15 protein-coding genes are annotated in these 25335 nt (G+C 32.1%); 7 read left to right on the forward strand and 8 right to left on the reverse strand.

The window, feature by feature from the left end; translation table 11 throughout:
* Positions 1 to 31: 31 nt before the first annotated feature.
* Positions 32 to 1291: an aminotransferase class I/II-fold pyridoxal phosphate-dependent enzyme gene (locus DZ60_RS0118295; RefSeq protein WP_025743471.1), complete on the forward strand. Its 1260-nt coding sequence runs from the start codon at positions 32 to 34 to the stop codon at positions 1289 to 1291.
* A 203-nt stretch (positions 1292 to 1494) separates the two neighbouring features.
* Here the strand turns inward: DZ60_RS0118295 and DZ60_RS0118300 are convergent, their stop codons facing one another.
* A complete protein-coding gene (locus DZ60_RS0118300; RefSeq protein WP_081740530.1) occupies positions 1495 to 3657 on the reverse strand; it encodes a tetratricopeptide repeat-containing sensor histidine kinase in 2163 nt (720 codons plus the stop codon).
* 411 nt (positions 3658 to 4068) lie between these two features.
* Here DZ60_RS0118300 and DZ60_RS23400 point away from each other — a divergent pair, with 411 nt between their 5' ends.
* From DZ60_RS23400 to DZ60_RS0118320, 4 genes are all read left to right on the forward strand, one after another.
* Positions 4069 to 5448, forward strand: coding sequence for an exonuclease domain-containing protein (locus DZ60_RS23400; protein ID WP_034230103.1), 1380 nt, complete (start codon positions 4069 to 4071; stop codon positions 5446 to 5448).
* A 150-nt stretch (positions 5449 to 5598) separates the two neighbouring features.
* Entirely contained in the window at positions 5599 to 6819 is a 1221-nt protein-coding gene (gene dinB, locus DZ60_RS0118310; RefSeq protein ID WP_025743473.1) for a DNA polymerase IV, read from the forward strand.
* A gap of 266 nt (positions 6820 to 7085) precedes the next feature.
* The gene (locus DZ60_RS0118315; RefSeq protein ID WP_025743474.1) at positions 7086 to 10109 is read left to right on the forward strand and encodes a DNA polymerase III subunit alpha; all 3024 of its coding nucleotides are present in this window, start codon (positions 7086 to 7088) and stop codon (positions 10107 to 10109) included.
* A 180-nt stretch (positions 10110 to 10289) separates the two neighbouring features.
* Positions 10290 to 11393 carry an SDR family oxidoreductase gene (locus tag DZ60_RS0118320; RefSeq protein WP_025743475.1) on the forward strand — a complete coding sequence of 368 codons (1104 nt, stop codon included), beginning with the start codon at positions 10290 to 10292 and terminating at the stop codon, positions 11391 to 11393.
* 5 nt (positions 11394 to 11398) lie between these two features.
* Here DZ60_RS0118320 and DZ60_RS0118325 read toward each other — a convergent pair whose 3' ends face one another.
* The 7 genes from DZ60_RS0118325 to DZ60_RS0118360 all read right to left on the reverse strand — a co-directional run bounded on the left by DZ60_RS0118325 (position 11399) and on the right by DZ60_RS0118360 (position 20634).
* Positions 11399 to 13675, reverse strand: coding sequence for a TonB-dependent receptor (locus DZ60_RS0118325; protein WP_034230105.1), 2277 nt, complete (start codon positions 13673 to 13675; stop codon positions 11399 to 11401).
* Positions 13676 to 13831: 156 nt separating this feature from the next.
* On the reverse strand, positions 13832 to 14548 hold the full coding sequence (locus tag DZ60_RS0118330) for an SDR family NAD(P)-dependent oxidoreductase (protein ID WP_025743477.1): 717 nt from the start codon (positions 14546 to 14548) through the stop codon (positions 13832 to 13834).
* Positions 14549 to 14842: 294 nt separating this feature from the next.
* A complete protein-coding gene (locus DZ60_RS0118340; protein ID WP_025743478.1) occupies positions 14843 to 15466 on the reverse strand; it encodes a hypothetical protein in 624 nt (207 codons plus the stop codon).
* A gap of 102 nt (positions 15467 to 15568) precedes the next feature.
* Entirely contained in the window at positions 15569 to 16318 is a 750-nt protein-coding gene (locus DZ60_RS0118345; protein ID WP_051477683.1) for a LytR/AlgR family response regulator transcription factor, read from the reverse strand.
* Positions 16315 to 17361, reverse strand: a complete 1047-nt coding sequence (locus tag DZ60_RS23405; RefSeq protein ID WP_025743480.1) for a sensor histidine kinase — start codon at positions 17359 to 17361, stop codon at positions 16315 to 16317. Before DZ60_RS23405 ends, DZ60_RS0118345 begins: the two co-directional genes overlap by 4 nt.
* 14 nt (positions 17362 to 17375) lie before the next feature.
* Complete coding sequence (locus tag DZ60_RS0118355; RefSeq protein ID WP_025743481.1) at positions 17376 to 18233, reverse strand: DUF4249 domain-containing protein; 858 nt, start codon at positions 18231 to 18233, stop codon at positions 17376 to 17378.
* Between the two features lie 25 nt (positions 18234 to 18258).
* Positions 18259 to 20634: a TonB-dependent receptor gene (locus DZ60_RS0118360; RefSeq protein ID WP_025743482.1), complete on the reverse strand. Its 2376-nt coding sequence runs from the start codon at positions 20632 to 20634 to the stop codon at positions 18259 to 18261.
* A gap of 533 nt (positions 20635 to 21167) precedes the next feature.
* Between DZ60_RS0118360 and DZ60_RS23410 the strand changes: the two genes are divergently transcribed.
* The gene (locus tag DZ60_RS23410) at positions 21168 to 22076 is read left to right on the forward strand and encodes an MrcB family domain-containing protein (RefSeq protein WP_025743483.1); all 909 of its coding nucleotides are present in this window, start codon (positions 21168 to 21170) and stop codon (positions 22074 to 22076) included.
* A 92-nt stretch (positions 22077 to 22168) separates the two neighbouring features.
* Entirely contained in the window at positions 22169 to 25315 is a 3147-nt protein-coding gene (locus DZ60_RS0118370; RefSeq protein WP_025743484.1) for a DEAD/DEAH box helicase, read from the forward strand.
* The last annotated feature ends 20 nt before the right edge of the window (positions 25316 to 25335 follow it).

Below are 25335 nucleotides of genomic sequence, written 5' to 3' on the forward strand. Positions count from 1 at the left end.
TCGCACACTTAAAAGAAACAATTTTTGATAAATGAGAGATTTATTTGATAAGATTTATAAAGACAAAGGACCGTTAGGAAAATGGGCGGATAGAGCAGAAGGGTATTTTGTTTTTCCTAAACTAGAAGGTCCTATATCAAATAGAATGAGGTTTCAAGGGAGAGAAGTTATTACCTGGAGTATCAATGACTATTTGGGATTAGCAAATAAAGAGGAAGTTCGTAAAGTAGATGCAGAAGCTGCTGCGGCATATGGTTCTGCATATCCTATGGGAGCAAGAATGATGAGCGGTCATACAGATTTGCATGAACAATTACAAAATGAACTTGCTGAATTTGTTGATAAAGAAGCTGCCTATTTGTTAAATTTTGGATATCAAGGTATGGTATCTACTGTTGACGCATTGGTAAGTAAGGATGATATTATCGTATATGATGTAGATGCGCATGCATGTATTATTGATGGAGTAAGATTACATCCAGGAAAAAGATTTACATATCGTCATAATGATATAGAAAGCATTGACAAAAACTTAATGCGAGCTACCAAAATGGCTGAAAAAACTGGAGGAGGAATTTTATTGATTTCTGAAGGTGTTTTTGGGATGCGTGGTGAACAAGGAAGGTTAAAAGAAATTGTTGCGCTAAAGGAAAAGTATAATTTTAGACTTTTTGTTGATGATGCACACGGATTTGGTACTTTGGGCGCTACAGGAGCAGGAACAGGAGAGGAGCAAGGCGTACAAGATCAGATAGATGTGTATTTTGCTACATTTGCAAAGTCTATGGCAAGTACAGGAGCTTTTATTGCCGCAGATCAGGAAATTATAGATTATTTAAAATATAATTTACGTTCTCAAATGTTCGCTAAATCATTGCAGATGCAATTAGTGGTTGGGGCATTAAAACGCTTGGATATGCTGAGAACAATGCCAGAATTAAAAGCAAAATTGTGGGAAAATGTAAATGCATTGCAAAATGGATTGAGAGCTCGTGGTTTTGATTTAGGAACTACACAGAGTTGTGTAACTCCTGTATATCTAAAAGGTAGCATTCCTGAAGCTATGGCTCTGGTAAAAGATCTTAGAGAGAATCATGGGATCTTTTGCTCTATAGTAGTATATCCAGTGATACCAAAAGGATTGATTTTATTGAGACTAATTCCTACAGCTTCTCACACGATGAAAGATATAGAAGAAACATTAGTAGCTTTTTCCGCGATTCGAGAACTATTAGAAAACGGAACCTACAAGCGTATGTCTGCCGCATTAGCAGAAGCTATGGGAGAATAGTAGAAAAAAAATATTTGATTTAAAAAAGGCTATCTGGAAATGATAGCCTTTTTTTATGTTCTATCTTCAAACCTAATCACAAGGTTTTTTAACACTTAATCAAATCTAGCTTACTACCTAGAACATAAAGATTTTTCGGGCCGCTTCTTAACGTGTTAGTTTGAGACTTTGTTATCGTATAATAATATCTTCTGACTATTTAATTAATTAGGATTATGTTTTTTGATAGGTTGTTTTTTAGGTATTTGCATAGATATAATTGCTCCACTACGTTTTTCGTGAGTGTCAATATGTAAGATACCACCTAAGTCATTTAGGCGATTTTTTATGTTTAATAACCCTATTCCTGGTTTTGTAGAGGTAGGGTCAAATCCTTTTCCATTATCTTCAAAAAGTAGATGAATGATATCATTTATTAGATCAATTTGAATATTTACTTGTGAAGCATTGGCATGCTTGATGGTATTGGTAATTAGTTCTTGAAGAATGGCAAATATTTCGTTATGAATTTGTGTATTTAGGTCATTAATATCATTTTCTGGATATGCAATAACTGAGATAGAAAGGTTACTGCCTTCACCGATATTAGTCATGTATTTTTTTATCAGTACGATAAAATCATTTTTATAGAATTTATCAGGAAGTAGATTATGAGATAATGTTCGTACTTGTTGATAGGTTTCATCTAATTGGTTATAAAGGTTTTTAGTGCTTAATGATTGTCTAGAAAGATCTTCAAATTGTAATTTTAAGGCAGCGAGATTACCGCCAATGCTATCATGAAGCTCTTGTGCTACACGCTTTCTTTCTTTATCCTGCCCACCAATTGAGGCTTTGACTAATTTTAACTCTTGGTCTTTAATTAGAGCTAGTATTTTTTGCTCGTTGATTTGTTTTTGCTGTTTTTGAAATATCCAAAATATAATACTACCGATAATCAATAACAGGGATAATAATATTATAAAGAAGTAGAACTGTTTTTGCTTTTGTTTTGCCTCATGAACAACTTTGATTTGTTCTTCTTTTTCCTGATTAAGCCTTACTATTGTAAGTTTTTTCTTTTTGGTATCGTATTCTTTTTCTAGTTGGGCAACTTTAGTATATACTTCAGTATTCATAATAGAATCCTTAAGTGTGTAGAAGTTTTTAAGATGTGTTAATGCTTTTTTTGGTTGATTTATTTTTTCATAATACAGGCTATATGCTTTTTCTAGATAAATTGTATTAGTGGTAATTTTTGGAGTTTTTTTATTTATCGTCTCTAATTCTTTAATTAGTTCTTTTGCTTTTGTATAGTCTCCTTTTTCAAGATATAAGGTGATCAAAGCCTGAGTAGAGTCATATTTTAGAGTTTCTTTTTTAATTTGTTTTGCACTATTATATGCTTTTATAAAATAGCTTTCTGCTTTATGATTGTTTTTTAGATTATTAAAATATAGTTTTCCCTTCTCAAGATAGATAATTGATAAATGACCAATATTGTTCATTTTTTTTGCCAAAAAAATAGCAGAGTCACCAGATTTTTCTGCTTCTTTATTGAGGTTAAGATAGCGTTGGGATTCTGCTAAGGCCATATAATTGACCAATAAGGTAAATTGATTATTATTTTTTCTACTAAAAATAATTCCTTTCTCTAAGTAATATGTTGCAGTTTCATATTGTTTCCATTTGTTATAACAACTTCCTAATAAACTATATGTACTGGCTATATGTTTTAGGTCTTTATGTTTTTCTTTTATTTCTAAGGATTTTAGGAAACTTTTTGCTGATTTTTCATAATTACTTAATTTAGAGTATAGTACTCCCATGTGTTCATAGGTTTCATGAATTTTGGTGATATAATTACTACGATTTGCTGCAATAATTGTAGAATCCATATAATCGATAGCTTTATAATAATCATCATCCATATATGACATCAACCCCATTTTGTCATAATATGTAATCCAGCTTTTACTATCTGGATACTCCTTAAGTAATGTTCGAGCTTTTTTTAATAGGTCTCTGGCTTTATCATACCCTTTCCCTGCCAGAATTACATTAACTTTTTCGCAATATGCATAGGATAATTCTTCTTTAGCATTTATTTTTTCGCCCAAAGCAATCGCTTTATTTATAAAGTATAAAGAAGAATCAATTTTGATTTGGTTTGCATATTGAAATCCAATTTCTGTATAGATCTCTACTTGACATTTTGTAGAGACTTTGGGTAACATTTTGTAGCAATATTGGATAATCTCTTCTGTATTATTTGTTGTATCGACATGGGTTCGCCATTGCGTACATATATCATTAATCTCGTTAGAGGATAAGCAAAAAGAGTTCAGAGAAATAAAAAGGAAAATGGTGGTAGTGAATCGGTTCATTGTAGTGAATAATTAATCTGTGTGATCTTGTTTTAGTATAAAAAAGTTGGTAAGGCTTTTTTGGGGTATAGCAGATTGTTGGTTAATTTTTGTGATCAGGGGTAAATGTATTAATATATTTTAGATATATACTTCATGAATATATAGTAAGGTTAAAATTAAGGTTGCTAAAAACTAAAGGATATCAAAATACCTCCTAGCCATAAAAAAGCAGAAAAATATTGTCTTCATCTATACGTTTGGTTTAAGATAAGATATCATAGTACATGCAAAGTGTGAGTGATGTAATCTGGCATTACGATATATAATATGTTGATAATCATTTTACATGGAATAATTCCAAAAATAAGGAATTATTCCATGTAAAATGATTTTTTTGTAGTAATTTTGTAGTTCATAAACGATGTGTAAATGCAAAATCAATTATATGCAGTTATTGATGTAGAAACTACAGGTGGTGGTATTATGGGCAACCGTATAACAGAGATTTGCATTGTGCTACTACAGGGGACTACGGTTATTGACAAGTTTACTTCTTTGGTTAATCCAGAGCAGCATATCCCTCCTTTTATTACAGGACTTACGGGTATTGATGATGATATGGTCAGAAATGCACCGACATTCGATGAGGTTGCTGATCGTATTTTAGAAATGACTACAGGAGCTATTTTCGTAGCTCATAATGTTAATTTTGACTATAATGTAGTTCGAGGAGAGTTTAAAACGCTAGGATATGCATTTGTTAGAAAAAAACTATGTACTGTACGTCTTGCAAGAAAATTAATACCAGGGTTACTTTCTTATAGTTTAGGGAAGCTTTGTTCATCACTTAATATCCCATTAGTAGATCGGCATCGTGCAGAGGGTGATACCGATGCTACAGTACTTTTGTTTCAAAGAATTTTGGCACTTGATCCAGAGCATATATTAATAAATACTTTTTTGAATGCTCGTTCTAAAGAAGCAACGCTTCCGCCACATCTTAGTGCAGATCATATAAATGCATTACCAGAAGAAACAGGTATTTATTTGTTTAGAGATCAAAAAGGTACTGTTATTTATGTAGGTAAGGCAAAAAATATAAAACAAAGGGTGTTAAGTCATTTCTATGATAAAAAGAATAAAGAATATACTCTTGGTCAAAATACTTATACTATTGACTATGAAGTTACAGGTAATGAATTGATCGCTTTATTGTTAGAGGCAGATAAAATACATCAATATTATCCTAAGTTTAATAGCGCTCAAAAAAAACCAGTGATTCCGTATCGGATATTACAGTATACGAATAGAAAAGGGGTGATACAATTAGCCATTGACAGATCAAAAAAAATAGACCATTCGTTAGAAGTTTTTTATAAGAGATCTGATGCTATTGAGCGATTAGAACAGCTATGTTTTGATCATCAACTCTGTCCTAAATACTGTAATCTGCAAAATACAACAGCACATTGTTCTCATTATCGTATTAAGAATTGCAAAGGGATATGTCAGGATAAAGAATCTGTAGCATTGTATAATATACGAGTACAGAGTGCATTAGCATCATTACAAGAACAAAAAGAGAGCTACCTGATACGGGAAAAAGGTAGAGCTATAGATGAACATAGTTTTGTAATGATACAAAACGGAATATATAAAGGGTTTGGGTATGTTCATCAATCAGAGCAAGTATCACATTTTGATGATTTTGAAACTTTTTTGATACAACAAAAACACACGTACCATACTACCAAAATCATTAAAAGCTATGTACGTAAAAATGGGGGAAATAATATTATATATATGTGAACAGGCGTATACTTTTTGAGTAAAAAGGCTACTTATACTATTTTTTTGGTTGTATAAAAATGCTACGGTATCCAAAAATTGTAAAATATAGGTGCAAATTTTTTTATATCGAATACAAGAGTGTACTCCAGTTCTATAAAAAGAAATGGTATGGATACAACGATTATACATTTTGATCTGGATACTTTTTTTGTGTCTTGTGAGCGTCTTTTAGATAGTAGATTAAATAATAAACCTGTGATTGTAGGAGGTACCGGAGATCGAGGTGTAGTGAGTGCAGCAAGTTATGAGACGAGGGCCTATGGTGTTCATTCGGGGATGCCGATGAAGATGGCTAGACAATTATGTCCTAATGCAATATATATACGTGGTAATGCAGGTACCTATACCAAGTTTTCAAAATTGGTGACAGAAATATTACAGGGTGAAGTACCTGTTCTCGAAAAAGCAAGTGTTGATGAGTTCTATGCAGACCTTACCGGTATGGATCGATTCTTTGGGTGCTATAAGTTTGCATCAGAATTACGAAGTAAAATTATTCGTGAATCAGGATTGCCAATTTCTTTTGGGCTTTCTGTAAATAAAACTGTTTCAAAAATTGCTACCAATGAAGCAAAACCTAATAATCAATTAAAAATTGATACAGGATATGAAAAAGCTTTTTTGGCTCCTTTATCTATCAAAAAAATACCTATGGTAGGGGAGAAGACCTATCGTACATTTTGTAATATGGGAATCAAAAATGTGCATACAGTACAGCAAATGCCTGTCGAGATGATGACCTCTGTATTCGGAAAAAATGGCCGTGTCATTTGGCAACGCGCTAATGGTATAGATCGCAGTCCTATTATAAAATATCATGAACGCAAATCTATTTCTAGTGAGCGTACCTATGGGCAGGATACTACTGATAGTACAATGTTAAAAACTACGATTACAGCAATGGCAGAAAATCTGGCTTTTCAATTGCGAAGAGGAGGGAAACTAACATCTTGTGTTACTGTAAAGATTCGTTATTCTGATTTTCAGACCTATTCAAAACAACTGAAAATACCGTATACCTCGGCAGATCACCATTTAATTCCTATAGTGATGCAGCTTTTTGACCAATTGTTTAGTAGAAGGTTGTTAATACGTCTTGTAGGAGTGCGATATAGTAGTTTGACAACAGGTACGTATCAAATTAATTTGTTTGATGATGAAAAGAAAACAGTCAACCTATATAAGGCTATGGATGCAATACGTATTCGTTATGGAGATCGGAGTATTATGCGCGCAGCAACGATGGGGGACGGAGCGCGTACAGTAGGAAACTTTACCAACCCTTTTAACGGAGAACCTCCTATTGTTTTGGCACATAGGACGCAGTAATAGATGGTAAACCCGCTTTATGTAGTAGCATCTATTATAACTCAAAACTACTGCAAAAACTGGCGCTTCGCTACATTTTTTGTAGTCACCATAGTGGTGCTATGCAGAAAACAAGAAAATGCCAGTGTTTATGCTAGTTTTAGACCTCATTACGAAGTTCTACTGCATAAAGCGGGGTAAAAGATTTAGATCTCAGGTTTATAAGACCTACGAGATCTTTACAAAAAAAGTAACGCATAATTGGTATACTACCAAATCAATATACAATGTATCTAAACAATCACTCATATTATAGTTTACGTTATGGTACTATATCAGAAACTGAGTTGTTGGGTATGGCTCAACAGCATGCTTGTACATATTTTCCTCTTACAGATATTAATAACACTTCTGGCTGTTTAAATTTTATAAGAAAAGCCCCTTCGTTTGGGATACGGCCTATAGTAGGGATTGATTTTCGTAATGATGCTCATCAATGTTATGTATGTCTAGCTAAGAATAATAAAGGTTTTCTTGAGCTTAACGAGTTTCTTTCTGAGTACTTACATCAGAAAAAAACAATACCAGATGAGGCTCCTCCTTTTACAGATAGTTTGGTGATTTATCCGTTTGAGAATGTATTGGCGTTAGATAAAGTTACTTTTTTAGAGTATGAATATATTGGGATAGGGCTTGCAGATGTCAATAAACTACGTTTTTCAAAATATAGTGAGTTTACAGATAAGTTAGTAGTGCTACACACCGTTAGCTTTCGCGATAAGCGAGATTTTAATACACATCGATTATTACGTGCTATTGATACTAATATGTTATTGAGTAAATTACCAGAATCACAGCAAGGAAAAGTAGAACATAGAATGTATTCGTCAGCTGTTTTTGAAGAGGTTTTTGAGCAATACCCGCATATTCTTAAAAATACAGATAGACTACTTTCTCAATGTAGTATATCATTTGATTTCTCAAGAGATAGAGAAAACCAGAACTTAAGTACAGTGTTTGATAGTGTAGAGAAAGATTATCAAAAACTGGTAGCGCTTTGTGAAATAGGGTTGCCAAAACGCTATGAGGAGGTAACAGAGGCAATCCGAAAACGTTTAGAGAAGGAACTCAGTTTAATTAGACAACAAAATTTTGTAAGCTTCTTTTTGATTAACTGGAAAATTATTCGGTATGCAAAATCCAAAGATTATTTTCATGTAGGTCGCGGTAGTGGTGCCAATAGTATTGTAGCTTATTTATTAGAAATTACCGATGTTGATCCTATAGAACTTGACTTGTATTTTGAGCGTTTTATGAATTTATATCGTTCTAGTCCTCCTGATTTTGATATTGATTTTTCTAGCTGGGATCGAGAAGATATTACCCGTTTTATTTTTGAAACCTTTGGGCACAAAGGCCAGGCAGCATTATTGGGGGCTTATGTTACTTTTAAGCATAGTGGTGCAGTACGAGAATTAGGTAAGGTGTTTGGGCTTCCTAAGCATGAGATAGACAGGCTTAGTAATGGTAAATATATACCCGAAAAACTCGATGAGATTTCGAGACTAGTACTGCGTTATGCAAAATATCTACAAGGGCGCCCAAATTATATTAGTATTCATGCTGCGGGGATATTGATTTCAGAAAAACCGATTCATTACTTCTCGGCAACACATTTACCTCCCAAGGGATTTCCTACTGTACAATTTGATATGCATATTGCAGAAGATGTAGGGTTGTATAAGTTCGATATTTTGGGGCAACGTGGATTAGGGAAAATAAAAGATGCGATTGCGATTATCAAGGACAATCATCCAGATGTTAGGTTGCCAAATATTCATAATGCAACTCCTTTTTTTAACGATGCTAATATCAATGCTATGATTGAGAAAGCAGAATGTATAGGCTGTTTTTATGTAGAATCTCCCGCTATGCGAATGTTATTAAAAAAATTAGGAGTACGTGATTACTTAACATTGGTAGCTGCAAGTTCTATTATACGTCCGGGAGTTGCTAAAAGTGGAATGATGCGAGAATATATTTTACGCCACAAAAATCCTGAACGAAGAAAGCAAGCGCACCCAATATTGTGGGATATTATGCCTGATACGTATGGTGTGATGGTATATCAGGAAGATGTAATCAAAGTTGCGCATCATTATGCAGGACTTGACTTGGGAGAGGCTGATGTATTACGAAGAGGAATGAGTGGTAAGTATCGCTCCCGCGAAGAATTTCAGGCAGTAAAGAATAAATTTATTACCAATTGTCGTAAGCGAGGAGAAGCCGATGACGTAATTTTTGAAGTCTGGCGACAGATAGAAAGTTTTGCAGGATATGCTTTTGCAAAAGGACACTCTGCATCATATGCTGTAGAATCTTATCAGAGTTTGTATTTAAAGTGCTATTATCCATTAGAATATATGGTAGCTACGGTGAATAATGGAGGTGGGTTTTATAACGTAGAAACCTATTTGCATGAAGCACGAATGAATGGAGCAAGTATTCATGCCCCTTGTATTAATACAAGTTTGATAGAAACCATTATTAATACTAACGAAATTTATTTAGGGTTTCAACATTTGCAAGGATTAGAGAAACGTACAATGCTTAAGATCATTAGTGCCAGAGTGAATGGGAGCTTTAGTTCTCTAGAGGATTTTATAGATCGTGTGCCTCTTTCTATAGAGCAGTTAGATATTCTAATTCGTATTGATGCTTTTAGAATTTTAGGAATGAATAAACGAAGTTTATTATGGGAAGCATATTATAAGTGTACTCATGAAATAGTTGATGAATCTCAGCAACAGTTGTTTAGAGTAGATGTCAAGGGTTTTACATTACCAGAATTTACGATTACAGATTTAGAAAATGCTTTTGATCAATTAGAATTGCTAAATTTTACACTTTATGATCCTTTTATTTTATTAGAAACAGCACCAATAAATACAATATTAACTACTGATCTATCTCTTTATTTACATAAAATTGTAGTGATATATGGATATTTGGTTACGGCAAAAAATACATCGACATCCAAAGGAGATCGTATGTTTTTTGGGACGTTTCTGGATCAGAAAGGACAGTGGATTGATACGGTACATTTTCCGCCAGTAGCAAAGAAATATCCGTTTCGAGGAAAAGGGATTTATCGAATTACCGGAAAAGTAGTTTCTGAGTTTGATTTTTTGAGTATCGAAGTCATTAAACAAGAAAGAATGCCTTATCGATCAGATCCAAGATTTGATACTACATATAATCGCAAAGAATTGCCAGAAGACCAATCAAAACCTTTTAGGTTGTTGAGGTGATTTATGTTTTATTAGGTGTAAAATTTTATAACTAAGTATTTTTCACTCTAAAGTATAACACTATCTTTGGGCGCTTACAAACTCATCAGTAGTATATGATTTCAAATACGCTAATTGTTTATTTGAAATCATATAATCTGCTTAGGATTTACATACTAGTCAAGTATAAAGCATACAATTATGAATATTATCCTTACAGGAGCAACAGGTACTTTGGGATCAAAAGTTTTATATGAATTTTTGACAGACAAGTTTGATGAAATTGAAAAAATATATCTTTTTGTAAGAAAAAAAGGAAATACATCTCCAGAATCACGAATCAAAAAAGTAATTACTAGTGAATATGCTCCTGATACTATTAAGAAGAATCTAGATGCAGTATTAGAAAAAATAAAGGTGATTACTTCTGATGATTTTTTAAATCCTGCTGCTTTTTTGTCTAAAGAGGAAACTAACTATTTTATTCATTCTGCAGGGTATGTCAATCTATCCGTAAATCCTGATCAGGAGGATGAAATTTTTAATGAGAATTTTGGATTTACAAAGAAGATTTTTAATTCATATGTAGATTATTTGCATAAGTTTATTTACATAAGTACTGCATTTTCGATAGGTAATATGGGAGGTGTTATAGATAATGACTACCTAAAAAAAGAGGAAGTTACCTATCGTAACTATTATGAGAAATCAAAGCATACTACAGAAAAATTTTTAGTAGAAGCATCCAAAGAAAAGAATATTCCTATACAAATACTTAGGCCTAGTGTATTAGGAGGAAATATTATAGATACACCTACTTATTTTATTTCTAAATATATGGTATTCTATCTTTTTGCTAAATTCTTCTATCGAAGTGCGTCTGATGATTCTATACGAATAGCAGTCAATGCAGAAGCTGGGCTTAATATTATCCCTACAGATTATGCCGCTAAAGTAATTGTTAAGGTTTTTGAGTCTGATATAGAGCAACTTAATATTGTACATTCTAAAGGTACAAATCTTCTTAGTGGGATGTCAAAAATTATGGAAACCGTGGGCTTCAATAATTTTAGTGTTGCCAAAGAAGCTGTAGATAGTACGGCAGGATATGGCAGTCTGCTCGAAAAATTCTATTATGAAACTATTGGCGTTCATTTGGCTCCATACTTGACATCAAAACCTTACGAATGGGACACTACACTTCTAGAAAGTATTCTTCCGATTCCAGAATATGACCTAGAGGAATATTTAGTAAGTACAATCAAGTTTGCAAAAACAAAAGAATTTAGAAACGAAAAATGGTAATGCATTTATAAACGATACGTAATATTTGCACCACCATAGATATTAATAGGTACTCCTGGATAAAAATACCTGGGAGCATTCCCTCCAAAACTAGGAGCGTTAATCTGTAATTGAGACGCGTATTTTGTGTCTAGAATATTATTGACCCCAAGAAAGAAATCATATCTTATATGTTTTCCTATACTATTTTTATACCCAATTTTGCCATGTAATAATTCATAGCTTTTACTATATACAGTATTAGCATCATCAGCAGGCATTTCTCCTACCGCTGTAAAATTAAGGTGACCATAGATGCTTTTCTGACTGCTAAAATCAATCCCTATATTGGTTACCTGTGCAGGAACTCCTGTAAGGTCGTTACCAGAAAAATTAGAGTCAAGATCTACAAAATTATCAAATGTATAGTCATAAATAGATGTATTAAAAAATAAATTTAAAGATGCCAGATTTGATTTTAGTATCTGGTAAGTAGTTTCAAACTCAATACCATTATGGATTGTTTTTCCGGCGTTGATAGCAAAGAAATTATCATCAATAGTTCTTCGGGATACCAAGAGGTCTTTTACTCTAAGTGTGTATATTGATAAAGAACCATATAATTTATTATTCAATAAGTTGTATCGGGTGCCTATTTCAAAATTCCATCCGATTTCTGGTTTGATAGCAGGATTAAAAACACCTTCTGGTAATAAGGTTTCTGATGCAGTAGGAGTAGAGAAACCATGACTTATATTTGCAAAGAGCGAATATTGTTTATTAATAGTGTAATTAGCGCCTATTTTTGGCGAAAGAATAGGAGAGAAATCAAATTGTCCAGAACTATCATTACCATCAAAAAGAAACATATCAGTTATGTCAAAAAAAGTTTGATTTAGATGCATTCCGGCATTTATTTTTAGCTTTTTATTGAGCATCAGATTTCCTTCGGCAAATAGATTGTAATAATATCGTTTTTCGGCAATATCAGAAAGTTGATCTCCTGCAACGCTACCTGTTCCATCAGGAAAATTTTGATATAAGTTTTCGTATGTTCGACTTGTATAATGATCAAAAAAGAGCATGCCACCAGCGGTCCATTTAATTTCTTTTTTGGCAAGTATATGAGTCCCCAAAATTCTACTGCGTATCCCTATGCTATTTGTGTTTTCATTGAGAATATTAAAAGGTCTTGGTTCTTTATTATTTCTATACGATGTAAATATACTGGTATGATGTTGTAGTTTTTTTGAATAGGTGTGTTTGTGTGTAATCCCTAAAATACCATAATTAACATGCTCATGGCCTTGCGCTTGCCCCCATGTAAATGCTGCCTGTCTAGGATTTGTATCGAAATCTTCTTGGTTTAACGAGCTAGGAATTCCTGCATTGAGGTGCACATAACTCCCGATCATCGAAAGCTCATCTTTTGCTCCCAGATCTACTTGAGAAGTAATGGTTAGTGTATTTCTATCGTATTGATTGTTATTTCTATACCCTTCACTATGCGTATTACTGTAAACGGTAGCAATGTTTAGTTTTTTGCCAGCAAATGAAGCTTTGATTAGATTTTTTTGTAATCCATAACTACCCAATGTACTATAGAGCTCACCTTGTGTGGTTTTTGCATAGTTGGGTTCAAAAAGGATGGTACCGCCTAGACCCACACCATAACTGCTTGCAGATGGGCCTTTATGTATTTCTATTTGTGATAATGCCCCAAGTTCGAGATCTTCGATAACAGATTCTCCGTTGCCATCGGTTAGTGGGATATCTCCAAAATATGCTCCTATGTTTGCAGTACCAAATAGATTTCGAGCACCAATCCCACGAATAGAGATTTTATTGGTATTTAGAGTTCCGTTTTGCATAAAAACACCAGGAACTTGATTTAATAGTGTCTGTAGTTCTACGGTATTTCCTTTTGCAATATCATTTGCAGTAATTAGAGAAACAGCATCTGTTGTATTTTTTTGATATTCTGGGATCGAAAATTGATTAATCAGTATGCTATCCAGTACTGTTGTAACCGGAAACAAAAAGATGTTAAGATCATTTTCTGTAGTAATTTTAATACGCTTATCAACATATCCGATCTTAGAAACTTCGATAATCCCATTAGTAAGGATAGAAAATGTACCATCGGTACTGGTATATGTTACGGTATTAGAATCAATATTTTTTATACTCACATTCTCTAAAGGAGTATTAGTATGCACATTTCTTACAATTCCTTTGATGTTAAACTGCGCACTCAAAGAAAAATTGATGATACATAGGAGGAAAAGGAGTTTGTTTTTCAATTTTTTTGATCAAATATCGCAAACTGTATGTAAAAGTGTTTAAAAATCATGATTATTTTAATCAAATATTATGAGATTTATTTCCTTACTTTATATTTTATCAGTGATGTTTTATAGATTTGAAAGAAAGACTTGTTTTTGTGGTAGTATGTTTTTTTATATTTTCTCTAAAACCCAACTCGGAGCAATTTTCATACCCCAAGCAATTACCCTCCATCGTTTAGTTATGTAAACTTTTCTTTTCTTTTTTAAAATTGCTGAATAGATTTGATGCGAAGCTTTTTTTACCGAAGCTACCCAAAATAATCCCTCTCCTTTTGCCATGGGTGTGTCGATAAAACCGGGTTGTACATCAGTAATTGTTATAGCTAATTTTTCATTTTTGGCAATACATCTTAATGCTTCAAGATAATTTGCTTGAAATGCTTTTGATGCACTATAAGAAGGAGCATGCCGATTACCTCTTAAAGATGCAATAGATGAAATTCCTACCAGGTGCCCGTGTCCTTGTTTTTTGAACTTTGAAAATATAAACTCATACACTTTGGCGATTCCATTTACATTGGTTTCTATTAGTTTATTTTCAATTTCCCAATTCAATTCTTGATTCAATTCAGAAACTCCAGAAGAAACAATTACTAAATCAACCACTTTTAATTTACTAAAAAGTGACTCCATCTTTTCGTCTGAATTATTTATTTCTGTTATATCATGTTTTTGAATTAAGATATTGTTTTTAGCATTTTCCTTTATTTCATTCAGTAATTCTATTCTGCGTCCGGTTATTGCAACCGTCCAATCATGTTCAATAAGCAATTCAGCTAGCCCTCTTCCAATTCCTGAGGTTCCACCGATAATAATGGCTTTTTTCATTTCATTTTTTAATTATAAACCAGTTTTTTCTAATGTATTATAGCGTTTTACAGCCTTCCTAAAAGTAACGATAGTTTGTCTAGAAACTGCATACGGAGAATATTATATTTAGAAACCTATTCATTTCAGAATTCTCATTTCTCCTACCATTTTAATTCATCTATTTTTTCAAAATGGGGATATGCTAGTTCAATTACAATTCCATCATTTTTTAAAGACTCTTTCATAATCATACATGATCAGATATAATGCGGTAAGATACATCCTTGAGTTTCAATAAAAATTTTATTATTTTTATTTTTGTCGATATCCTATTATTTCCATTGGTCCGATTGGAATTGCGTAAAGTTTCAACAATTCAGTCGAAACTTCTTTAATTGGTATAGAAACATGTCTTTTTCCATTATAATACATAGAAACGAAAAAAGTCGAGCCAATTTTTTCAATCACTTTCTTTTCACCTTCTTTTTTCTTTAAAAGCTTTAATGTTTCTTTATCCCAAAGCTCTTTATTAAATTCAAATTCTACTTCTAGTCCGTTGTCATTTACCATGAATGTCAGATTTTCAATTTCTTCTTTTTCTAGTGCAGTAATTGTTGGTTCAAGCCTATAAAAGTCACATTCAAAAACAGTCTCCTTATTATTTGACTTTCCTATGATAAACCATTTAATATGATTTTTATTAATAATCTCGTATTCAGAGGTTTTTTCATTATTAGAGTTCAATAAATTTCCATTATCCATTTTCAGTACTGAAGCTTTTTCTTCGAGTGAAAAATCCATATAAACATAAATATTGTCGTTATTGATTTCTAGAAGTTGAAAACCAGGATACCCCTTTTTCCCATTGCCTGAATCAATATCTTTCAGAATCCATTTCCCATTCAGATTTTGTCCAATCAATGAATTAGAAATCATTATTAATATTATAAAGGTTTTTATGTTTCTTATAAGTGTCACAATTATAATGTATCATATGAATAAAGGAGCAAGGTGCGATATATAATTATAGATTTTACATTAAATGGATAGCCATTTTTTAAACTGTCCTATTTTTTCGATCGGTACACTGATATGATCGTCTTCGGCAGTGGGTTCTAAATGAAGTATAATTTTTGATTTTGAAGAATAATACATTTTTTTAATAGAAGAAATATGAACTATATATTTTCTGTTTACTCTATAAAAATCTACCGGATTTAATAGTTCTTCAAGCTTTTTGAGAGAATAATCTATAGGAACATTTTTATCATTTTTGAGTTTAATGAACGTTACCTTGTCATCAGAATAAAAATAAGCAACCTCATCAATTTCAATACTTATTAATGAATTATTTAGTTTTATTAAAAACCGTTTCTTAAACGTGCCACCGTTGTCAAGAAATATATCTTTATAATTTGGTGTTTTTTCATGATCCCAACTTTTTAACTTTTGAATACTTCGTTCTAGGGTTTCTTTAGAAATTGGTTTTAATAAATAATCGATACTATTGAGCTCAAAAGCTTTGATTGCATACTCAGAATATGCGGTAGTAAATATGATTTTTGATTTTATATCAGGAACTTGATTAAAAATTTCGAACGAATTATTATCAGATAGGTTAATATCTAAAAAGATTAAATCAGGTTGATTATTAGATAGATATACTACAGAATCTTTGACAGACGAAATGATTTTTTGAATCTGAATAGAGCCGTCTATATCCTGAATCATCTTCTGCAACTTTATAGCAGCGATATCTTCATCTTCAATTATTATTGCTTTAATCATATATCTGGTGTTATTAGAGGAATACGAGCAATATACTTTTCGTTTTCTATATTAAATGTAGGGCTTTTGGTATGAATTAATTCATATTGATTTTTTAAGTTTTTTAATCCAATACCTAAGGATGAGTTTTTGTCAACAGGAGATTTTCTTGGTTGAAAATTATTTTCTACGATAATACTATCCTCTTCTGTCGTAACATTGATGACTAATGGGTTCGATTTTTCTACGATATTATGTTTTATAGCATTCTCGACTAACAGTTCTAATGTCATCGGGGGGATCAGATATTTCATTTTTGGGGCATCTATTTGATAATTTATCGTAATGCTTTCGCGGAAACGGATACGTTGCAATGCCATATATGATTTTATAAAGTTTACTTCTTTTTTGACAGGTACAACAAGTTCCTCACTATAATCTAAATTATACCTGTATACATTAGATAATTCTTGCAAAAAAGCATCGGCCTTATGCGTATCAATATGTATTAAAGCGGATAAACTATTAAAACTATTAAACAAAAAATGAGGGTTCAACTGCTTTTTGAGTGAAAGATATTGTGAAATGATCTTTTCACTTTTATGTTTCGAAAGCTGAATTTCCATTTTATGTCTGTTTTCAATAATCGAAAGATAATTTTCAAAAAAATAAACAAAGAGTGTAATCAGTAAAACGCTTAATGAAATAACTAGAAACAGTACGCCTTCAGAAAACGTAGAATCGTCTTCACCATCATCAAAAAAGAATTTTATTACTGCTCTGAATAGCACACTCATTACGATTGTTTTAATAAGAATAATTATGGCTCCTGCGATTTTATTAGAAGGATCTATTTTTTTATTATTAATGATTAGTTTATTGTTCATTAGGAATCCTCGGGTTATATAAATAATCCAAATGAATAAAAACGTGAGGGGAAAAATAATAATAGACTCTTGTAATGCTTCTTGCAGTGAGTTATGCTCTAACTCATATATAAAGTTAAAAACAACAATAAGTAGAACAAATATGCCATAGATGTATAGTCTTCCGCTTTTTAGCATCTTTTAATGTTTTTTTACTCTGTTATTTCGATTGTAGCTTCTGCAACATCGACTGCATAGAAGTGCCCTAATATTCTATTACCTGGGGTATCTATATTCAATACATTACTTCTTATAGATGCAGGTGGCGGATTTCCGATAAAAGAAAGTCCCTGATTTCCTGTTTGAACAAATAATTCTACTAAGAAGTCATAATACTCTTCAGTAAGAGATAATTGTTCTATTTTGGCAATGTCTCCGATTTCAAAAACAACTTCCTCATTGGGTTTTACTCCGATTCTCTGTTGTCCGTCAAAAAACTGGTCACTTTCTACCAAAGTTAAACTATTGCCAGGGTCCGCAACAATAAAAATCTCACCATTTTTATAAACTCTATAATAGTAATAATTTTCGACACCGACAGGGTCAGTTGCATCGAATTTAACAAAATACCCTTCGTCTGTAAATAGGGTTTCTTCTTCGAATTCAGAATACACATTATCAAAACCTCCTACTTCGGTTAATAGACTGCTTCCTACATAAGTCTCATTATTCCAGTTTATTGTAATAGTGTACTCAGTATCTAGAGTTGCAGGAATATCAGCATTTGTATAGACTCCATTTTGGGTATGCGTAAAACTAAAATCGGTGACCCCGTCACTTATACTAACTTGTGCATCTGTTACAGGTGTTGGGACATCATCGTCTAAAAAACCTATTGTCGATGTAAGTTCAATTTTTTGTTCGGCCAATGGTGTACTTGCATTTCTTTCGATACCTCCGTTTATAATTAATCTTGGCGCAGATCCGTTTAGTGTAATATCATCGGTGACTACTGTTTCGCAGCTTACTAATAATAAAAGTATGATAATACTTGAAAATATATTTTTCATGATTTTATGGTATTTAAGTTTTTTACTAAAATTTGAATTGGTAGGTAACACTTGGTACGATTCCGAAATATGATAACTTTACAGCTTCGGTGTCTCCAGTAGGCATTTCAATACCGTTTACCTCACTAATTTCTCTGAAATAAATAGAAGCTGCATTTTGTCTGTTGTATACATTTGCCAGGCTAAATATCCATTTCCCTTTTTTTCCTTTTTTCGGATGTAAGGTAGCAGATAGGTCTAATCTATGATAGCTAGGTAATCGGTCTCCGTTCCTGTTTTGATAATCTGCAACCACAAGGCCATTTTGCTCATATTGTCCTGTTGGATAGGTAACTGGTTTTCCTGAACCAAAAACAAAGTTTCCGCCAAACTCCCAACGATCATTTAACTTGAACATCCCGACCAGATTCAGTTCGTGCAATTGATCATTATTAGAAAAGTAATAGTCGTTATTGTTAATTCCTAGTACCTTTCTTTCGCTTCTAGCAAGTGTATAACTTAACCACCCTGTCAGTTTTCCTTTGTTTTTATTGATTTGTAATTCTAATCCATAAGCACGACCCTCACCCTGAGCAACTTCTGTCTCAATACTTTCTGTAAATAGTAGATCTGCACCGTCTACAAAATCAGTCACATCATTCATGCTTTTATAATATACTTCGGCATTAAAATCATAAGTGTTGTCTTTTAAACTTTTGAAATATCCCAAAGCAACCTGATCGGCATATTGTGGTTTTAGATACGGCCCACTAGGTGCCCAAACGTCTAAAGGAGTTGCTGACGTAGTATTAGAGATCAGGTGTAAATATTGATACATTCTATTATAACTAACTTTCAAAGAACTATTATCATTAATTAGATAACGTGCAGAGAATCTTGGTTCAAAGCCATAAAAGTCTTTAATTGTTTTTCCGGAGTCATAGGCTGTTTCACCAATAACTTGATTTTCTGTATAAATATCTTGAGTAGCATCGTAGGATAGAGGGCTACCCGTTTCATAAATAGGAATCAGATCTTTACCGATTCTATTAAAATTCGAAACTCTAAACCCATACTGAAGACTTAATTTGTCAGATATCTTTTGTTTTAAATCTACATATGCACCTATTTCTGTACCAAACTTTTCTCTAAACTTTTCGGGAGTAACAGATGATTCTTTTAGAGGATTAATCTCTCCCGGTTGAAAATTATAGTAGGTATAATCAACTCCTGTTTTTAATGTAGTATCAGAATTAATATACCAAGTAAGTCTTGGCTTAAAATTATAATTCAAGATATTAGAATTCCATCTAAATTCTGATCCAGACCTTAGGTTATCAAGGTTATAGTCATAGTTACTAAAAATTGCGGATGCCTGTAGAAAAAGATCGTCATTCAAAACACTGGTCCATCTCAAGGTCCCCGAAGCATTTCCCCAGGTTGTTCCCAGAAAGTTTTCTATTTCGAAATTATCTCTACCGAAATATCCTGAGAGAAATATTCTATTATTTTTATTCAAGCTATAATTGGCTTTTAGGTTTATGTCATAGAAAGAAACTTTAGTATCCTCATAGTCTTCAGAAAGGGGTGCAAATAAGCCTATATAAGAGGTTCTACCTGCCAACATATAACTTCCTTTGCCTTCTTCATTATCTCCTTTGGCAATAGGACCTTCGATCAATGCTTTACTAGAAATTAAACCTATCCCTAGTTCGCCATTAAATTTTTTGAGATTCCCTTCTTTTTGTTTTATATCCAACACAGAAGAAAGTCGCCCCCCGTATATAGAAGGAATCCCTCCTTTATAAAGTTTTAGATCTTTTACAGCATCTGTATTAAATACAGAGAAAAAACCAAATAGGTGAGAGGCGTTATAAATGACGGCATCATCTAATAAAATTAAATTTTGATCTGCAGAACCTCCTCGTACATTAAAACCAGACGCAGCATCGTTAACACTAGAGACTCCTGGTAGTAATTGAATAGATTTTAATAAATCTGGTTCTCCCAGAACAGTAGGTAACTTTTTGATGGTATTCGAACTCAATGCCACCACACTCATCTCGGTAGATCGTACAGATTTTGTCGATTTATTCGTTTTTATCACTACTTCATCTAATTGAGCTGAATTTTCGCCTAGCTCAAAATCAAATTTCTTATCGCTATCCAAAACAATTTCTTTCTCGATAGTCCCATAGCCTAAATAGGTAACCGTAACCGTATAGGTACCTTCTTCTAAGGTTATTGAGTAGAAACCATAATCATTGGTAGTGGTTCCTTGTGTTGGACCTGCAATAACATTTACTCCCCATAGACTTTCGCCAGAAGACTTGTCTTTGATATAGCCACTTAATGTGTGTTTCTCTTGAGCTTGTACTGTGATAATAGACAGTATAAACAGAATGCCGACATATAATTTCATTTTTTTTAATTTTAAATTACAAGACAAAACTATTTTGATATCGCATGTTTTTAATTAAGAAAGTGATGAAACTGGATTTATTCTGATAAACCAGAACTTTTGGTGTACGAAGACTTTTTGTGCAACTCTGATAAACTGTTAATCAACGAGTAAGTGTTGTATTCTATCAATTATACCTATTTCTTATGTTCTTTGCGGATTACCGTAAGGGATTGTTAAAAAGTGTATTTATTTTAGTGGAAACAATGCTAATAGGAGGGGTGTAGTTCATTTTTAGAGAACTATATTCGATTGTTGTGAGTAATTACTGAAAAAAGTACTTGCTACAACAACGTGTATAAAACATAGATGTTAAAGGGGTTACGAAAGGTTAATGTTTATTTACAAAGACCGATAAATTTTTAGATTTAGCTTTTAAGATTGATAAGTTAAAAACAAGATATAAAATTTGGGCCCTGTGTAAAACCGAAAAATTAGTGTCTCGTTGCACGCTATGTTTCATACGCAAGTCCGTTATGTGTAATTAAAAATGAATGGAAAATATCTTAAGTGAAGCAATAGAAAATTATCTGACGGAAAAATCAAAAAGTTTCAGAGGTAATAAATTGGCGGCTAAGTTTAGAAAAGATTTCCCTTCTGAGATAGAAAAAATAATCGTTGACAAAAATAGATTTAAAGTTGTTGGTTCACCAGGAAAAGGTAATTGGACAGAATGTCCTTGGATCGCAATTTTAGATGTTTTAATAACCGATAGTCCTCAAAAAGGGTATTATCCCGTTTTAATATATAAATCTGATATGTCGGGAATTTATTTATCATTAAACCAAGGGGTGACTGACGTAATAGAAAATTACAAAAAAGAAGCAATTTCTGTATTAAAACTAAGAGCTCAAGATTTTAGAGCTAAGATTGACTTTGACTCAAAGAGTTATTTAATAGATATAGATTTGAGTTCTACAACTCGTAATGCAAAACACTATCAGGCCGGAAACATAATTGCAAAATACTATCCCAAAGAAAATTTACCCAGCTTGGAGCAACTAAGGATTGACTTAATAGAGATTTTAGAATTATATGAAAATCTCACATATACTGATAATTCATTTAGTGATGATTTAGGTGCAATCGGATTTGAAAAAAAACAAATTCGATTACACAGAAGAATTGAAAGAAATACTTCATTGTCTAAAAAAGTTAAAAAACTGAAAGGTTATCGCTGCGAAGCCTGTCAAATAAAATTTACCGAAATCTATGGTGATATTGGAAAAGATTTTATCGAGGCCCATCACCTAAACCCAATTTCCAAACTCGGAATAGGAAATTTTAAAGTAGATCTAAAAAATGATTTTGCAATACTTTGTAGTAATTGCCATAGCATGATACATAAATTGAATGATCCAAGTGATTTAAACAAACTAAAACAAATAATAAAAAACACATAACATTTTGTATAATGGATATGCGTCCTTAGTGATGCAAACGAATCGTACAAGAGATATTGAATCATAGAAAAGACAATTGAAATACGAATAAAATGAGTAACCATAAAAAACTATTGTCTTGCTGGCATAAATTAGAGCATTTTAGCCCTGCTTTGACTCCAAAAGCTTCTGAAAAAAATGTTGAGCTACTTAATAATATAGAGCCTTGGAAAATTCCATTAAGACCCAAAGATCCTAAAAAAACTATTGAATATACAATTTACTTGGGGGTATTCGACTCTTCTGTTGTAAATGAATTTGTGAAAGAATATTTTAAAGACACAAAAAAAGATGAAAATTTCAGAAATTCTAAAATTTGTTACGCTTCTTTAAAATTAGATACTGAAGGTAAATATATTAATGACTCATTTGGAATATCTACTTTGCCTTGGGCTTTAAATCAACTAGAAAACAACAAAATAAAAAACGATAATTGGGAACTTACCTTTGAAACTGTTAAGGACAATTTGCTTGAATATCTTGAATTAAATTTTAAGGAAACTATCACTAATTCATCTGATGAAATAATACAAATTTCAACTGTTGTTAATAATAATCAACTTTTAAAATTTCAAAATAAAGTTGAATCGCTTAGTAACTGGAGTGTAAAACCTCCTAAAGAAATATATGTAAAAAGAATTGAAAAATTCAAAAGTAAAAACGAGACTAAATCTAACGCAGATATTCTTAATAGTTTCTATATAAATGATTTAGAAAAAATAATTTCAATTTATGATAAAAAATCAATACCAAAAGCTTTTCGACAATACTTAGATGGTAGCTTAAATAAGCAATCAAGTAGATTAGATGTTTCTAAGAGTGTAGAAAAATTAAAAACAAACTTATCTCCTTCAAACTATCCTGATGGATGTTGGCCTTCTGATTATACTTTAAGTTTAATGCAACAATTTGCCGTAAATAATATTTTCAACAATCTAGCAGAAAACAGTCAAGAAGGCATGTTTTCGGTTAATGGACCTCCTGGGACAGGAAAAACAACTTTACTTAGAGATGTTATTGCTCCAATAATTGTAAAAAGAGCAAAAGAACTTATTAAAATCACAAACCCTTCGGATGGGTTTAAAAAAGTCGGCTCATTAGAAATTAATGAGAATTATTCTCCTTGGCTCTATGAACCTATAGAGTCAATAACAAATGGAGGAATTGTTATTGCATCATCGAATAATGGAGCAGTAGAAAATATTTCTAAAGAGTTACCTTTAAAAGAAGAAGTTTCAAAACTATATAACTCAGAAATTGCCTATTTTAAAACAGCAGCTGAAAATTCTTTAGGTACTGATAGCTGGGGGCTAATATCTGCTGTCTTAGGAAATAAAAAAAATAGAACAGATTTCATAAATAAGCTTTGGTTTGATTTTGACAAAAGAAAGAAAATAGGACTTCAAAAATCTTTAGATGAAAATAAACTCTTTGATAATTCTGAATGGGAATTAGTAAAAACTACATTTAAAACTAAGTTAAAAGAAATTTCAGTAGAAAAGGAAAGACTAGAATCTCTTAAAAAAGATTACGAAACCTTCGTTACTACAAAAAATATACTTTTTGAAACAACTCAAAATTTAGAGCAAACTAAAAAGGAATATGAAGCGTTAAGAAAGAAGTTTCAAAATCAAAAAGACAAAGTATTTGGTTTTAATAATGATAAAAAAGAGATTATTAATGAGTTAGCCATAATTAAAAGTAGCAAACCCAATTTCTTCTCTTATTGGTTCAATAAGTACAAAAGAAATACATATAAAAAAGCATCAGAAACTGCACTTAATACTTACAACCAAATTTCTAAGATAATAAATATTGAAAACTCAATTTTATCTGATAATGAAACTAATTTTAATAATGTAAGTTCTTTACTTAAAAAACAAGAAGAGGAAAAAGCTATTTTAACAGTAGAATTAAAAAAGCTTACTGATCTAACTGAGAATGCAAGATTGGAACTAAAAAACAACTATGCAGATACAAAGTATTGGAAAAATATAGAATCTAAAAAATCTCAAGAATCCTGCCCTTGGTATTCAGAAAGGTTAAAGAAATTACAATCTGAATTATTTATTATCTCCTTGAACTTGAATGAAGTATTTGTTTTAACTGCAAATGCAACTTCAAGTAGAATTTCAACAACACTTGCAGGTTTTTTTGAATATTTAAAAGGAGGTTCTAATCCTTCAAAAAAAGAAATAAAAGGAATGTGGAATACATTCTTCCTTGTAATTCCAGTAATTTCTTCCACATTTGCCTCAATACAAACAATGTTTAAAGATTTAACAAAAGAAGATATTCCGTGGTTATTTATTGATGAAGCCGGACAAGCAATTCCACAAGCTGCGGCAGGTTCAATTTGGCGTTCAAAACGAGTTGGTGTAGTTGGAGACCCTTTCCAAATAGAACCAGTTGTAACTATTCCTAATTCAATCACAGATAATATCAGTAACTATTTTGATTTGGGTAAAGATCATATAAGTTCAGAGTTGTCTGTACAATCAACGGCAGATAGAATTAATCCGTTAGGGTCATATTTAACTATAAATAACAAGGAAGAATGGATTGGAATTCCATTAAGGGTTCACAGAAGGTGTATAAGTCCTATGTTCGAAATATCAAATAACATTGCTTACGACAATACAATGTATTGCTCTACTAAAAGTCCCAAAAGTATTAAAGTGAATTTCAAAACATCATTTATTCATTGTAAAGGAACTGTGAAAGGGCGGCACTTTGTGCAAGAACAAGCTGAAATAATTAAAGAAATTTTAATTAATGAAATTAATTTTTCTAAAACTTTACCTGATGTTTTTGTCATCACCCCTTTTAGTCAAATAAGTTATTCCCTTAATTCTTTTCTTTTTAAACATTTAATTAATGAAGCAAAGAAATACAAGGAAATAGATAGTACAGAAATGGGAGTATGGTTGAAAGGCCATATTGGAACAGTGCACACTTTTCAAGGAAAACAAGCCGAAGGTGTAATATTATGCCTTGGATTAGATAAAACTACCACGGGTGCTGCAAATTGGGCTTCTCAAAAACCAAACTTATTAAATGTAGCGATAACAAGAGCGAAGTACAGATTTATAGCTATTGGAGATAAAGAAATATGGCTAAAACAAGCATACTTTAATCAATTAAATAAACTTGGAGCAGAAGCGGGAATGGACAATAATGGTACTTATGAAAAGAAATAGTTCATTCTTTTACTTTTCTC

The organism is Aquimarina pacifica (genome assembly GCF_000520955.1).
Classification (GTDB): domain Bacteria; phylum Bacteroidota; class Bacteroidia; order Flavobacteriales; family Flavobacteriaceae; genus Aquimarina; species Aquimarina pacifica.

Excerpts from the sequence above, each read along its gene's own strand:
- DZ60_RS0118295 (WP_025743471.1), top strand. The coding sequence starts at position 32 with ATGAGAGATTTATTTGATAAGATTTATAAAGACAAAGGACCGTTAGGA.
- DZ60_RS0118300 (WP_081740530.1), bottom strand. The coding sequence starts at position 3,657 with ATGAACCGATTCACTACCACCATTTTCCTTTTTATTTCTCTGAACTCT.
- DZ60_RS23400 (WP_034230103.1), top strand. The coding sequence starts at position 4,069 with ATGCAAAATCAATTATATGCAGTTATTGATGTAGAAACTACAGGTGGT.
- dinB (WP_025743473.1), top strand. The coding sequence starts at position 5,599 with ATGGATACAACGATTATACATTTTGATCTGGATACTTTTTTTGTGTCT.
- DZ60_RS0118315 (WP_025743474.1), top strand. The coding sequence starts at position 7,086 with ATGTATCTAAACAATCACTCATATTATAGTTTACGTTATGGTACTATA.
- DZ60_RS0118320 (WP_025743475.1), top strand. The coding sequence starts at position 10,290 with ATGAATATTATCCTTACAGGAGCAACAGGTACTTTGGGATCAAAAGTT.
- DZ60_RS0118330 (WP_025743477.1), bottom strand. The coding sequence starts at position 14,548 with ATGAAAAAAGCCATTATTATCGGTGGAACCTCAGGAATTGGAAGAGGG.
- DZ60_RS0118340 (WP_025743478.1), bottom strand. The coding sequence starts at position 15,466 with ATGATTTCTAATTCATTGATTGGACAAAATCTGAATGGGAAATGGATT.
- DZ60_RS0118345 (WP_051477683.1), bottom strand. The coding sequence starts at position 16,318 with ATGATTAAAGCAATAATAATTGAAGATGAAGATATCGCTGCTATAAAG.
- DZ60_RS23405 (WP_025743480.1), bottom strand. The coding sequence starts at position 17,361 with ATGCTAAAAAGCGGAAGACTATACATCTATGGCATATTTGTTCTACTT.
- DZ60_RS0118355 (WP_025743481.1), bottom strand. The coding sequence starts at position 18,233 with ATGAAAAATATATTTTCAAGTATTATCATACTTTTATTATTAGTAAGC.
- DZ60_RS0118360 (WP_025743482.1), bottom strand. The coding sequence starts at position 20,634 with ATGAAATTATATGTCGGCATTCTGTTTATACTGTCTATTATCACAGTA.
- DZ60_RS23410 (WP_025743483.1), top strand. The coding sequence starts at position 21,168 with ATGGAAAATATCTTAAGTGAAGCAATAGAAAATTATCTGACGGAAAAA.
- DZ60_RS0118370 (WP_025743484.1), top strand. The coding sequence starts at position 22,169 with ATGAGTAACCATAAAAAACTATTGTCTTGCTGGCATAAATTAGAGCAT.